Annotated in this window: 11 protein-coding genes; 7 read left to right on the forward strand and 4 right to left on the reverse strand. The window is 51.0% G+C overall.

The window, feature by feature from the left end; translation table 11 throughout:
• Nucleotides 1–349 precede the first annotated feature (349 nt).
• The gene (gene cysS / locus WKT13_RS00645) at nucleotides 350–1,840 is read left to right on the forward strand and encodes a cysteine--tRNA ligase (protein WP_298620182.1); all 1,491 of its coding nucleotides are present in this window, start codon (nucleotides 350–352) and stop codon (nucleotides 1,838–1,840) included.
• A gap of 64 nt (nucleotides 1,841–1,904) precedes the next feature.
• Nucleotides 1,905–2,186 (forward strand): putative quinol monooxygenase, encoded by a 282-nt coding sequence (locus WKT13_RS00650; RefSeq protein WP_298620181.1) that lies wholly within the window; start codon nucleotides 1,905–1,907, stop codon nucleotides 2,184–2,186.
• A gap of 115 nt (nucleotides 2,187–2,301) precedes the next feature.
• On the opposite strand, the gene WKT13_RS00655 is transcribed toward WKT13_RS00650, so the two are convergent.
• The 4 genes from WKT13_RS00655 to WKT13_RS00670 form a co-directional block, all read right to left on the reverse strand.
• Nucleotides 2,302–2,766: a MaoC family dehydratase gene (locus WKT13_RS00655; protein ID WP_298620179.1), complete on the reverse strand. Its 465-nt coding sequence runs from the start codon at nucleotides 2,764–2,766 to the stop codon at nucleotides 2,302–2,304.
• A gap of 63 nt (nucleotides 2,767–2,829) precedes the next feature.
• Complete coding sequence (gene ndk, locus WKT13_RS00660) at nucleotides 2,830–3,291, reverse strand: nucleoside-diphosphate kinase (RefSeq protein WP_298620178.1); 462 nt, start codon at nucleotides 3,289–3,291, stop codon at nucleotides 2,830–2,832.
• A 309-nt stretch (nucleotides 3,292–3,600) separates the two neighbouring features.
• Nucleotides 3,601–4,491 carry a PfkB family carbohydrate kinase gene (locus WKT13_RS00665; RefSeq protein WP_340322425.1) on the reverse strand — a complete coding sequence of 297 codons (891 nt, stop codon included), beginning with the start codon at nucleotides 4,489–4,491 and terminating at the stop codon, nucleotides 3,601–3,603.
• Nucleotides 4,492–5,368: 877 nt separating this feature from the next.
• Nucleotides 5,369–7,786, reverse strand: a complete 2,418-nt coding sequence (locus WKT13_RS00670; RefSeq protein ID WP_340322426.1) for a leucine-rich repeat domain-containing protein — start codon at nucleotides 7,784–7,786, stop codon at nucleotides 5,369–5,371.
• 245 nt (nucleotides 7,787–8,031) lie between these two features.
• On the opposite strand from WKT13_RS00670, the gene WKT13_RS00675 reads away from it, so the two are divergent.
• From WKT13_RS00675 to WKT13_RS00695, 5 genes are all read left to right on the forward strand, one after another.
• Entirely contained in the window at nucleotides 8,032–8,664 is a 633-nt protein-coding gene (locus WKT13_RS00675; protein WP_340322427.1) for an epoxyqueuosine reductase QueH, read from the forward strand.
• Nucleotides 8,665–8,666: 2 nt separating this feature from the next.
• Nucleotides 8,667–10,652 carry an AAA domain-containing protein gene (locus WKT13_RS00680; protein WP_340322428.1) on the forward strand — a complete coding sequence of 662 codons (1,986 nt, stop codon included), beginning with the start codon at nucleotides 8,667–8,669 and terminating at the stop codon, nucleotides 10,650–10,652.
• Between the two features lie 15 nt (nucleotides 10,653–10,667).
• A complete protein-coding gene (locus tag WKT13_RS00685; RefSeq protein WP_340322429.1) occupies nucleotides 10,668–11,102 on the forward strand; it encodes a hypothetical protein in 435 nt (144 codons plus the stop codon).
• Nucleotides 11,080–11,730, forward strand: a complete 651-nt coding sequence (gene trhA, locus WKT13_RS00690) for a PAQR family membrane homeostasis protein TrhA (protein WP_340322430.1) — start codon at nucleotides 11,080–11,082, stop codon at nucleotides 11,728–11,730. The genes WKT13_RS00685 and trhA overlap by 23 nt, the downstream gene beginning before the upstream one ends.
• A 72-nt stretch (nucleotides 11,731–11,802) precedes the next feature.
• Nucleotides 11,803–13,476: a hypothetical protein gene (locus WKT13_RS00695; protein ID WP_340322431.1), complete on the forward strand. Its 1,674-nt coding sequence runs from the start codon at nucleotides 11,803–11,805 to the stop codon at nucleotides 13,474–13,476.
• Nucleotides 13,477–13,649 lie beyond the last annotated feature (173 nt).

Consider the following 13,649-nt stretch of genomic DNA (forward strand, 5'->3'; position numbering starts at 1 on the left):
CTATCAGCCGCCAAGGATGCCACAGGAAAGCCTCCACAGGGCACCGTCAAGCCCGGTATGAGCAGCCAATCATCCGCTGCCGCACATGGCAGCACACACATACAATCATTCATCCAAAAGATTTCGACGCAGGGCAGAATCCGGTGTGAACCGTGTTCTGCCCTTACCTTTTCCCGCAGCGACGGCCACAACAGCTTTCCAAACAACGGCATACACAGCCCCGCACGCATGCATAAAATGAGGAAAATGCAGGAAAAAGATGCGTAATTCGGAAAAAATTCTGTAAGTTTGCAGATATTTACAACCCGTACCGCACGCTCATTGCGACGGCACGACAAACAGAAACATCATGGAACAGAAACTTTTCATATACAATACGCTTTCAAGACGAAAGGAGTTGTTCGAACCTCTGCATGCGCCAAACGTGGGAATGTATGTATGCGGACCTACCGTTTACGGCGACCCGCACCTGGGACATGCACGTCCGGCAATCACGTTCGACATTCTCTTCCGCTATCTGAAGCACCTTGGATATAAGGTGCGCTACGTGCGCAACATCACCGACGTGGGCCATCTGGAGCACGATGCTGACGACGGCGACGACAAGATAGCAAAGAAAGCACGGCTCGAACAGCTCGAACCGATGGAGGTTGCGCAGTATTACACCAACCGCTATCACTCGGCAATGGAGGCTCTCAACGTACTGCCGCCAAGCATCGAACCGCACGCAACGGGCCATATCATCGAGCAGGAAGAGCTGGTGAAGCAGATAATGGACAATGGTTTCGCCTACGAGAGCAACGGAAGCATATACTTTGACATCGCTAAATTCAACGAGAAATATCATTACGGCGTGCTCTCGGGACGCAATCTTGACGACATAATCAACGCGAGCCGCCAGCTCGACGGCGTGGGCGAGAAGCGCAACCAGGCCGACTTCGCACTGTGGAAGAAGGCACAGCCCGAGCACATCATGCGTTGGCCGAGCCCCTGGAGCGAGGGTTTCCCGGGATGGCACTGCGAGTGCACCGCCATGGGACGCAAGTATCTGGGCAGTCACTTCGACATACACGGCGGCGGACTCGACCTCGTATTCCCGCACCATGAGTGCGAGATAGCACAGGCTGTGGCAAGCCAGGGCGACCAGATGGTGAAATACTGGATGCACAACAACATGATAACCATCAACGGACAGAAGATGGGCAAGTCGCTCGGAAACTTCATCACGCTCGAACAATTCTTCACAGGCAACCACCAGAGCCTCGACAAGGCATACTCGCCGATGACCATCCGTTTCTTCATACTCTCCGCACACTATCGCGGAACGGTGGACTTCTCCAACGAGGCACTACAGGCAAGCGAGAAGGGTCTGGAGAAACTGATGAACGGAATAGCCGCTCTGAAGCGCATAAAACCGGCTGCCGAGTGCGACGAGCAGACAAAGAAGACCGTAGAGGCGCTGCGTCAGAAGTGCTACGACGCAATGAACGACGACATGGCCACACCGCAGGTGATAAGCCATCTGTTCGAGGCATGCAGTGTGATAAACAAACTCGTGGACCACAAGGCCACAATATGTGCCGACTGTCTGAAGGAACTCACAGAGACGATGAACCTCTTCACCTTCGACATCCTCGGACTGCGCGACGACCGCAGCGGCTCATCCGACGAGCGCGAGGAAGCCTACGGCAAGGTGGTTGACATGGTTCTCGACCTGCGCGCCAAAGCAAAGGCTGCGAAAGACTGGGCAACCAGCGACCGCATACGCGACGAACTGGCCGCTGCCGGATTCGAAGTGAAGGACACCAAGGACGGTGCTACCTGGACACTCAACAAGTAACAACAACCCCGCCGGCCCCTGTGGCCGGCATAACAACAAAATAAAACACAAGAAAGGAACAGCTATGATAAGACTCAACTGCTTTGTGAAACTGAATGACGCCGCACTGCGCGACGAAGTGATGGAACATGCCAAGGCTCTCGTGGCCGCAACACTGGCCAACGACAAGGGCTGCGTGGCTTACGACTTCTTTGCAAGCGCCACACGCGAGGATGTATTCATGTTCTGCGAGACATGGGAAGACGAGGCTTCGCTCGAAGTACACTCCAACGCTCCGCACTTCAAGGAGCACGTCAGCGCAATAGAGAAGGCTGCCACAATGAAACTGGAAAAGATGGAACTGTAAAGCGCGCGGCGGACACAACCCGCCACGACGACATAAAAAGAAGGCCCGGCCTGCAGCGTGTCATGATGCTGCGGGCCGGGCTTTCTGTTGTATGGTGTGTCACCCTTATGCCGTATTACTCAAAATAGTAGAGGAATGTGGCAATGCCGGTGAGCGCCTTTTTCGGGCTGTCCTTTATCTCGATGGCAAACTTTATCTGTGCTTTCGTCACGCCGCGCAGATTCTCTATTGCATAAAGATCCGCCGACAGACGTATGGCCTGTCCCGACTTCACGGCCTGACCGAACTTCATCTTGTCCATGCCATAGTTCACCATCATCTTCAGATTCTTCACCTCGATGATCTGGTTCCACAGATAAGGAAGCATCGAAAGCGTGAGATAGCCGTGGGCTATTGTTGTGCCGAACTGGCTTTCACGTGCCGCACGCTCTGTGTCCACGTGTATCCACTGATGGTCGAGTGTTGCGTCTGCGAACATGTTGATGCGGTCCTGTGTCAGCTCCACATAGTCGGAGACACCCAAGTTCTTGCCCAAGTAAGCGGCAAACTCATCATAACTGCTTATTACTAATTTATCCATTGGATTTTAATGTTTTGATTATATAAATTTAATTGATTCTGTGTATGCCGCTCTCCTGTGCCATCAGATACCGTCAGGACTGTAGAAGAAGTCGCGCAGCGGATAAGGATAGTCGAATATCTCCTCCTCCTTGAAGAAGCGGCGAAGCTCTATCTCGGCATTCTCCTTACTGTCTGAAGCGTGTACGATATTCTCCTGTCCGCTCATGGCATAGTCGCCTCTGATAGTGCCGGGGGCAGCCTTGCGGCCGTTTGTGGCTCCTGTGATGTTGCGCACCACCTCAACAGCGTCTGTACCTTCCACGCACATTGCCACTACTGGAGTAGCCATCATGGCGTCCTTCACCCACTGGAAGAACGGACGGTCGGCCAGATGGGCATAGTGTTCGTTGAGAATGTTTTCGTCGAGCTGCATCATTTTAAGACCTTTGATGCGCAGGCCTTTTCTCTCGAAGCGATGTATAACCTCGCCAATGAGACCTCTCTGCACGGTGCAGGGTTTGAGAAGAATAAGTGTCTTTTCCATTTCGATTAAGTTTTTATTAGTTATTCAAGTTTAATGCCTGCCGTAACGGCTTTTTATGGCTGCCTTACCGGCAATGCAAATATAGCGAAAGGCGAGTGCAACGGCAAAGAGGAGAAACCGTGTTTCTTCGGGTTTGACATTGCCGAGCCGCATCCTATATTATGCAAATATAGCGAAAGGCGAGAGCAACGGCAAAGAGGAGAAACCATGTTTCTTCGGATTTGACATTGCCGAGCCGCATCCTATATTATGCAAATATACTAAAAAAAACTTACAACCAAATAAAATGACGACCTATTTTATCGCACGTCAGTCCTCCGCCCCACGCTCTCCGCGGACGAGTGCCTCGGCCTCTTCGGCGGTGCGGTCGAACGGTCCGTTGTGCTCAAGTTTCAATGTGCACATGGCAGCAGCAAAACGTCCGGCCTCAGCATAGCCGGCACCGAGCGCACGGCAGTACAGATAGCCGGCCGAGTAAGTGTCGCCGCAGCCCGTGGCATCCACAATATCACGCGGAGCATAGGCCGGTATCTCGTGGAAACATCCATCGGCATATATCAGCGAACCTTCGCTTCCAAGTGTAACTACCACTTCTTTCACACCCCATCCGGCAAGGCGCAGAGCAGCCTCGCGGGCGTCGGTCATACCTGTTATAACCTGCATCTCGTGTTCGTTCACCTTTATTATATCGGTCATGGCAAGTATTTCGAGCTTGCCCTCCCAGTCAACGGCGTGCACATCGTGGCCGCGCACGTCACGCAGATAGCCCTGTGCGTCGATGGATATGCGTCCGCGCTGCGAAAGATACTTCACCACCTCAGGTGAGAAATCGTCGGCAAGAAGCGAGCCCAAATGGTATATTCCGGCGTCCAGTCCGCTCACATCGTCGATGGTGAACGGGTCGGCCTTCTCCAGAACACGCTGTGTGCGCTCGTTCTGGTTATCTCCGTATTTGTTCTCGAAATAGACAGTATGGCGGCTCGGCCTCACTTCCACATCGATACCGGCATCGCGCATCAGTCTGACGGCCTGCATATCTTCCTCGCCCAACTTCGTTACGAGCTGGAACGACACTTTGTCCGGAAGACAGTTAAAGGCGTAAGAAAAATAGAACGACGTGCCTCCCGACATGTAAACGGTCTTGCGCGGTGTGATGATTTTGTCTTTTGTGATGTGGCCTAAGCAGCAAATATCTTTCATTATCGATTTGTTATTATTCAGCAGAGTTTATAAAATGTGTGCAAAATTACTGAATTTAAAGCAAATAACAAAGAACACACAGCATAATGACACTGTAATACAGCATATTATAGGCATACGGCATGATACTTGAGAAGTGCGGAACACCGTATGCAGGACGCTGCACATTGTCGATAACGGACACCACCTTGGCTCTTCGGGACATAATGATGGCATGTTGGACGTGCAAAATATAAAAAAACGAAAAACTGAGCCGGAGATGTTAAATAATCGCGGTAAGAATCCATGAAAAATCGCTCTCGAGCGGACTGAGAACTGTTTAGCGCGAAAAAACGCGAATTTTCGGACTTCTTACAAAATACTGATAATCAGCCGTTTATAGCACACCGAACTTAGACTGATATTTCTCCGCCTTGCAATAATGCCTGTTTCAGACCATGATATGGGCTGTATCAGGTGATGAAACGGGCTGTATCATGCCTTAAAACAGTATTTATCGCACCATGAAAAAGGCCGTTCCGCACCGTCAACCCGCCTCGGGTGATTCGCCATTTTGTACAAACAGGCCTTCCGGCAGCCGGATACAGGTCAGCATTTTCACAGAATAGGAAAAACAGAATGTTAAATATAGCCCCACGAAATGCAAACAAAAGTTAACACGCACTTGCAAAAACGTGCGCGGCACGGGTGGAGAGCCTCAGCACTTACATGCAGCGACCTGTTGCAGTATATGGGGAATAAACATTCCACCTTCGTTGTTTTCATGTCTGGAAATACGGCGACGTCACAGGCCTTATGGCATAATCATAAAAAAACAAATCGGGACACACGCCCTGAAGCGTATGTCCCGACCCTATATACATAGTGGAGAAAAAACTTATTTCACAACTACCTTGTGTACCGAACCGTCGCTCATGCGCACGATATTGACGCCTTTCTCAGGTGTCTGAAGTCTGCGACCGTCGAGCGAATAGCGCGATGTCTCATACGGTTTTTCGGATACGGCAGAATCGCCGATGCCTGTTGTGTCGAAGCCTTCGATGATTTCGAAACGGTTCCATTCGGCAGCGTTTCTGTAAGCATCCTCACTTCCCTTCGGAACATACAGTTTGACACCGGACAGATCGTACGGGAACGTGTACTCGCCAATCTCTATCGGAGTGCTGTTGAACACGCGGCACTCTTTCAATTCACTACAATTCGTAAATACGTCATAACCGTATATATTCTGCAGAGTAGATGGCAGTGAGATTGTCTCGAGCTTCTCTCCGAATCTGACATTAGGCATATCCTCGTATGCCGATGCCTTTACAGCCGGTTTTGCCAGTGCAACCGGAGCCATACCTATCGATACGCAACCTTCCGGTATCTCGGCATTGACCATAGCAGGCGGAACCATAAGCACTGCTGTCTTATCCTTGTCGTAGAGTATTCCACCCTGCGAAGCAAACACTTTGTTGTCCGGAGACACCTCAATGCTCTCAAGATCGTCGCTGAATGACGTTGCTTCCCACTTTTCTACTGATGCAGGAACATAAACATTCTTAATGTTGGCATCACTGAAAATGTCCGGCATGAATGTCAGTCCTTCACCCAATGTAATTTCAGTAAGAGGACAGTGCTCGAATGCATCGTATTCTATAATTTTCAAAGTCGAAGGAATATTGACAGACTTGAGGTTGCCACAGTCAAGGAATGCGAAACGCTCAATCTTCTCAAGTCCTTCAGGCAATGTGACTTTCTCGAGTGATGCACCTCCGACACTCATATCACGTCCACCGAACGGAGTAAATGCTTCCTTACCAATGGTTTTCGTACCTTCCTTGATAACTATTTCCTTAGGTGTTCCGGCCAGACCTATCGCTGTTGTTCCGGCATAAAGTACGCCAGGCTCATGGTTGATAAGCCACGGAGTTCCATAGAAAGCCGTGCTCTCGGCTGAAGCATCACCTGTGAAAATAACCTCAGAAAGACTCTTGCAGTTTGCGAATGCAGCATAAGAAACCATACATCCGTCCGGTATTGTAACAGATGTTATTCCTGTGCCATAAAAAGCCAAGCCTGTGATATCCACAACACCTTCGGGCAGAACAACCTTACCTTCGATAGCAGGAGGCACACAGTCTACACACCAGCCGAGTTCGCCTTCATGTACGTCCATATCTGTGAGCATTCTCAACAGCACACCGTTTGCTGTCATATATTTATCATTTGGCACCGGCATGCTTATAGACGCAAGTTTCTTCATCGCATACATTACGGGCACACCCTGACGGGGTTCGAACGAATCGTCGTCAGCATCCTCCACATTGGTACCTTTAATTCCTCCAAGGTTTGAAGGAAGAACAAGTTCCGTTAAACCGCCTGCCACATCAACAAGAAAACGACCTTCTATTCCCTGTACTTCTTCATAAATTGCATTTCCTTCAGATTCGAATATCACGTTGGATGCTTCTACAGAAAGAGAAACCAGATTATCACGAGTTACGAACAACTGATCCGGAATGGAAACAACATCAGAAGGCATGACATATTCTGTTCTGGTTTGCGGCAGGAAAACGATTTCACGACCTTTGACATATCCATCATTATGATATACCTCTGTGTTTTTATAAATCACATTATTCGTTGACGAATATACCCCACCGCTATAAACGCTTACCTTATCGAGCACAGGGCATTCTTTTATGTCAAGCGATGACACAGAAGAAGGGAATGTTGCCGATTTGAGAGACGCCATACCGTTCATGGTAATGCTCTCAAGACCTCCCGCAAATACAATCTCCTCAACATTAGGCATTTTTTCAAGAGTCAGATATTTGCTGCCATAGTCAACGGTCATACCATCAACCAGTGTCACCTTACCGCGTACGCATTTAGGCAGACGGATAAGTGCCAGAGTATTTTTATCATAAATAGCACCATCCTGTGAGAAGTAAGATTCGTTGCCTTCGTCTACTGTGATACTCTCCAAAAGGTCACAATCCTCAAAGGCATACATCTGATCTGATATCTTTATAACTGTAGCAGGAATGGAAACTGTCTTGAGCTTTGAATTATAACTCACACTTTCACCACTGACTCTTGTCACGGTGTAGTCAGCTCCTCCATAATTAACATTGGCAGGAATAACCACATTTTCAGCATTTTTAGGAATTTGGAGCAACGTGAGAGTATGCTCACCATCCTTATTCACACTGTAGATAAACTCATCTACATTAATTGTTTGCCCCGTGGCATGCAATGACCATACCGAAAGACAAAGCATGAACAATAAATAAGTAATTCTTTTCATAAAAATTTTTTATTATAAAAGACATTTAATGAAACAATAATCATTCATCCAAAATATACCTGTTTTCATGACAAAAATACAAATGCAAAGTTAGTTAATAACTATAAACGAGGAGTCTTATATATGTAAAACAATGTTAAATAAAGGTATTTGATTTTCAAAGTGAACCGAAGTGATAAGATATCATTATTTTTTCAGAATAAAATCCGTAAGTTTGCAATGCAGTTGCAACACCATATTATATTATGAACAAGATAAATTACCAGCTGAAACTCGACGAAATAATAAAACGCCACACGGCGGCCGGTGAGACGCCGACACTGTTGCTGCACAGCTGTTGCGCCCCGTGCAGCAGTTACACGATAGAATATCTGTCGCAGTATTTCCGCATCACGGTGCTTTATTACAACCCGAACATATCGCCAAAATCCGAATACATGCACCGCATAGAGGAGCAGCGACGATTCATAAGCGAGCTGAAGACGGTAAACCCCGTGAGCTTCGAGCCGGGCGAGTACGACCCGCAGACGTTCTACAACGCCGTGCGCGGACTGGAGAACGAGCCGGAGGGCGGCGACAGATGCCTGGTATGCTACAGGCTGCGCCTGGAGGAAGCGGCGCGGATGGCTGCCGAACGCGGACTCGACTACTTCACTACAACACTCACCATAAGCCCGCTGAAACGTGCGGACAAGATAAACGAGATAGGCGAAGAGATAGCCGCGCAGACCGGAGTGAAGTTTCTGCCGTCCGACTTCAAGAAGCGTGGCGGATATCTGCGCTCCATTGAGCTGTCGCGCGAATACGGGCTCTATCGTCAGAACTATTGCGGCTGCGTGTTCTCCAAGCGCCAGGCCGAAGAACGCAACAAAGAATAAGCATGGACAACTCTTCACCAATACTGGAACTGACACGGCAGCGCATGCTGCTTCAGGTGGAATATGCCTGTGAGAAAGAGAACTTCCGCAGACAGACCGAAGCCTTCGGCATACAGCGGAAGGTGAAGCGCGGCGACGCGTGGTATCCCATAAAGACGGGACGCACATACTATAACTCGCTCAACCAGGAGGTGCTCGAGATAATAAGACAGGACGAGAGCGACATAGAACACAATTTCGAATATGGCCGCCCGGTGTGTTTCTTCACCATAAACGAGCACGCCAAAGGCAACGAGAAAAGCATACGCTACCTGCCGTTCACAGCTACTGTAAGCTACGCCGAGGCCGACCGCATGGTGGTGGTGATGCCCGACAGCAGCCGCATACTCGAACTGCAGCGCAGCGAAATGCCCGTGGGCATACAGCTTTCGTTCGACGAGACGTCGTACAGGCTCATGTTCGAGGCGCTCGACCGCGTAATCAACGCACGCTCAGGACGCCTGGCCTATCTGCGCGACCTGTTCTATTCGGGCATGAAGGCAGGACGCTTCACGTTCGGTCCGACGCGTTTCCCGTGGCTGAACCCGTCGCAGGAGCATGCCGTCAACGAGATGATGGTGGCTAAGGACGTGATGGTGGTGCACGGACCTCCGGGCACCGGCAAGACAACTACGCTCGTCGAAGGCATCTACGAGACGCTGCGTCGCGAGAACCAGGTGCTGGTATGCGCACAGAGCAACATGGCTGTAGATTGGATTTCGGAGAAACTTGTCGACCGCGGACTGAACGTGCTGCGAATAGGCAACCCGACACGTGTGAACGACAAGATGCTGTCCTTCACCTACGAACGGCGCTTCGAGGCCCATCCTGACTATCCGCAACTGTGGAGCATACGCAAGGCCATACGCCAGATACGCAAGCAACGCCGGCGCGGCGACGACCTGCACCAGAAGCTGGAAAGGCTACGCAGCCGCGCCGTGGAACTGGAACTGCGCATCAACAACGACCTTTTCGGCGAGGCGCGCGTCATTGCATCGACACTCACCGGCTCGGCCAACCGTCTGCTTGAAGGCATGAAGTTCGGCACACTGTTCATCGACGAGGCGGCGCAGGCGCTCGAAGCAGCATGCTGGATTGCCCTCCGTCGTGCCACACGCGTGGTGCTTGCCGGCGACCACTGCCAGCTTCCGCCCACCGTTAAGAGCATCGCGGCACTGAAAGGCGGCCTGGGCACAACGCTCATGGAGCGCATTGTGGAGCGCAAACCCGAGGTGGTGACACTGCTCACTGTGCAATACCGCATGAACGAGGAGATAATGCGTTTCCCCAACGAGTGGTTCTATCAGGGCCGTATAACTTCGGCACCGCAGATAAAATACCGCGGAATACTCGACCTCGACTGCCCCATGACGTGGATAGACACGTCCGCACTCGAAGGCAAGGAGGAATTTGTGGGCGAGAACTTCGGTCGAATCAACCGTCAGGAGGCCGAACTCACGGTAGCCACTCTCACCTCTTACTTCAACAAGATAGGCAAACAACGGCTGCTCGACGAAAGTATCGACGTGGGCGTGATATCGCCCTACCGCGCACAAGTGCAATATCTGCGAAGGCTGATAAAGAAAGACGAGTTCTTCAAACCCTACCGCCACCTCATCACAGTCAACACCGTTGACGGATTCCAGGGGCAGGAACGCGACGTGATAGTAATCTCACTGGTGCGTGCCAACGACGAGGGTCAGATAGGATTCCTGCGCGATCTGCGACGGATGAACGTGGCAATAACACGTGCAAGAATGAAACTCATCATACTGGGTGACGCTGCAACCATGACTCGGCATCCGTTCTATAAAAAGCTGTACGACCACATCATGAAGGCAAACCGTCCATACGGGGCGGCAGACGACGGAGTACCCGTAGACAGCAACGACAATGCCGTAACCACAGACAGCCCGAAGACTGACACACAAACACAAGACATAACATAAAACATACAAAATATCATGCTTCAACGTGACTATATCCTGCGACTGATACGCGAATTCATGGCCGCGCTCGAACGGATGCTCGAGAAAAAGGAAGTGGCCGACCGGCGCGAGGAAATAAAACAACTCTACGAACAATATGTGGGCCCCTACGCGCTATATCACAACGCAACGACCGAGGAGGTGCTGCTCGCACTGGCCGGACTGGACGAGGAACAGCGACTGCCGCGCATGGAAATGCTCGCCGAACTGTTCTACGCCGAGGCCGACACTGTGTCGTCACCGGAACGCGAATTTCTGTTGGAAAAGGCTTTCGCACTGTTCAGCATCATCGAACGTGAGGGAAAGACCTACTCGCTGAAGCGCAGATGGAAAATGCAGGACATACGCGAGAGGACATCAAACGCACAAAACACCGCCGCCGCAACAGATGAAAATATTCTTCAATCATAAGGAAGAACTGTGGAACTCGTGGTCGCACGCGGCAGGAATTGTCATAGGTGTGGCAGCAGGCGCGGTGTTCATAGCCTGGTGTCTCCACACCGACAACATCTGGGCAACCACCGGCATCATTCTCTATCTGTTCGGTATGCTCTGCTCCTATGTTGCCTCCACCGTCTATCATTCGCTCAGTGCATGGTCGAAATGGAAGGAACGGCTGCGCCGATGGGACCATGCCGCCATCTACTGGCACATAGCCGGCTCCTACTCGCCAATCACTCTGATAGCCCTGCGTGAGTGCGGTGCGTGGGGTTGGGCGCTGTTCGCATTCATCTGGACGGCAGCAATAGCCGGCACCGTAATGAGTTTTCTGCGGCTGAAAGACCACAGCAATCTGGAGACAGTATGCTTCGTGGCAATGGGTATGAGTGTTCTCGTGGCGTTCAAACCACTCGTTGACAGCGTGAGCGGCATTTCGTTGGCATGGATAATAGCCGAAGGCGTGAGCTACATCACCGGCGCACTGTTCTACAGTCTGAACAAACGGCGGTTCATGCACACGGTGTTCCACTTCTTCGTGCTGCTCGGTTCCGTGTGCCACATATTCGCCGTGTGGGACATTCTCATGACTTATCTATAAACAAAATCATCCTGACAGCTTATCAGTTCACAACCTGTGTATAATAAAAAAACTAAAACAATCTTCTCAGACATGACAAAAACAAGAACTCTGCTGCTCATACTGATACTGACAGCAGTCGCAGGCACTGCTTGTGCAAGCGGCAAAGGCAGGACATCTGCCGACGGACAACCAAGAATAGTAAACATCATCAACTTCATACGTCAGACCGACTACCGCGTGGAGGACGCCGACCGGAAACTCTACGAGACGGTGTGCCGACAGGTGGAGCTGGTCAACCGCTACAATCTTCCGGCAACATTCCTGCTCGAGTATGACGCACTCATTAATCCGCTGTATCAGGACCTGCTGAAGACAAAGCTGAAAGAAGGTTCGGAGATAGGTGCATGGTGGGAGCTGACTCAGCCGCAGATTGAGGCGGCAGGCATAAAGTGGCGCGGCGAATACTCGTGGGTATCACACGCAAACATAGCTTTCAGCACCGGCTACACCAAGGCAGAGCGCGAACGTCTGGTGGATGTCTACATGCAGAAGTTCAAGGAGATATTCGGCACATATCCCAAATCTGTCGGCTCATGGTTCATCGACGCCCACACACTGGCATATATGTACGACAAGTACGGTATCGAAGCGTCGTGCAACTGCAAGGACCAGATAGGCACGGACGGCTATACTCTGTGGGGCGGCTACTGGAATCAGGCCTACTATCCCAGCCATCTCAACGCATACATGCCTGCCCAGACGACCGAAGGACAGATACCTGTGCCCATCTTCAGAATGTTGGGCAGCGACCCGATATATCAGTATGACGACGGACTGGGCAACGAACGGCAGGGCGTAATATCGCTCGAACCGGTATATCCGCACGCCGGAATGAACCGCAAATGGGTGGACTACTTCTTCGACGCGCTCACCGAAGGTCCGTGTCTTGCCTTCGGATATGCACAGGCCGGACAGGAAAACTCATTCACTTGGGACAACATGCGTGTGGGACTCGAGATGCAGATGCCGCTCATCGACTCATTGCGACGTGCCGGACGTCTGCGTGTGGAGACACTCGGTGAGTCGGGACGATGGTTCAGAAAGCGTTTCAAACTTACTCCCGCCACATCTGTCACAACGGTGAGCGACGTACGCGGCGAAGGCAACAAGACCGTTTGGTACAACAGCCGCAACTACCGCGCCAACCTACTATGGAAGAAGGGTCGTTTCAGATTCCGCGACATCCACATCTTCGACGAGCGTTTCAAGTCGGAATATCTTGACAAACCGGGCACTGGCAACCAGTTTCTGTTCTACACACTGCCATTTGTCGACGGATTCATATGGAGCAAGGGCGACGACCGCGCAGGCCTGATGTTCGTAAAAGTAGACAATGACGGTCGTGCGGAAGAACTCAGGCTCGACAATCCTACGGTGAAAGAACACGGCCGGAGTGTGCTCGAAGTGAGCGGCACCGACCAGTACGGCCACACATACCGTATCACTCTGCGCGACGACTGCATTGAAGTTAGCTCACCCGACGCCGGCAATGACGACACCTGGGCACTGCAACTGCACGCCGCTCCCGAAGCTCCGCTGCCCTTCACGACAATCAACGAAAAGTCGGCCGAAGCCGTATTCCGTAGCTATGCCTACTCCGTCGGCTGCTCAAAGGGACGTTTCGAAAAAGCCGATGACGGTGAAAGCCACGTACTGCGCATCTGTCCCGACAAAGGCCGGATAGTTATTGACTGCGCACAATAACCTGCATCAGTGTCTTCACGCGCCACGTACGTGATATTTATGTACGCGTATGCGACGCGTGAAAATGCATAAAACATGGTTAAACAAACAATTCGCCGACTTTTCTTTGCAGTATCTGCAACTTGAACTATCTTTGCACAAGATATAGATGCATTCGGAAAACTGAAAGCAAA

Source organism: Prevotella sp. HCN-7019, from assembly GCF_037890215.1.
Lineage (GTDB): Bacteria > Bacteroidota > Bacteroidia > Bacteroidales > Bacteroidaceae > Prevotella.

Coding starts and splice junctions, on each gene's coding strand:
- WKT13_RS00670 (WP_340322426.1), bottom strand. CDS start 7,786: ATGAAAAGAATTACTTATTTATTGTTCATGCTTTGTCTTTCGGTATGG.
- WKT13_RS00655 (WP_298620179.1), bottom strand. CDS start 2,766: ATGGATAAATTAGTAATAAGCAGTTATGATGAGTTTGCCGCTTACTTG.
- WKT13_RS00685 (WP_340322429.1), top strand. CDS start 10,668: ATGCTTCAACGTGACTATATCCTGCGACTGATACGCGAATTCATGGCC.
- ndk (WP_298620178.1), bottom strand. CDS start 3,291: ATGGAAAAGACACTTATTCTTCTCAAACCCTGCACCGTGCAGAGAGGT.
- trhA (WP_340322430.1), top strand. CDS start 11,080: ATGAAAATATTCTTCAATCATAAGGAAGAACTGTGGAACTCGTGGTCG.
- WKT13_RS00665 (WP_340322425.1), bottom strand. CDS start 4,491: ATGAAAGATATTTGCTGCTTAGGCCACATCACAAAAGACAAAATCATC.
- WKT13_RS00680 (WP_340322428.1), top strand. CDS start 8,667: ATGGACAACTCTTCACCAATACTGGAACTGACACGGCAGCGCATGCTG.
- WKT13_RS00675 (WP_340322427.1), top strand. CDS start 8,032: ATGAACAAGATAAATTACCAGCTGAAACTCGACGAAATAATAAAACGC.
- WKT13_RS00695 (WP_340322431.1), top strand. CDS start 11,803: ATGACAAAAACAAGAACTCTGCTGCTCATACTGATACTGACAGCAGTC.
- cysS (WP_298620182.1), top strand. CDS start 350: ATGGAACAGAAACTTTTCATATACAATACGCTTTCAAGACGAAAGGAG.
- WKT13_RS00650 (WP_298620181.1), top strand. CDS start 1,905: ATGATAAGACTCAACTGCTTTGTGAAACTGAATGACGCCGCACTGCGC.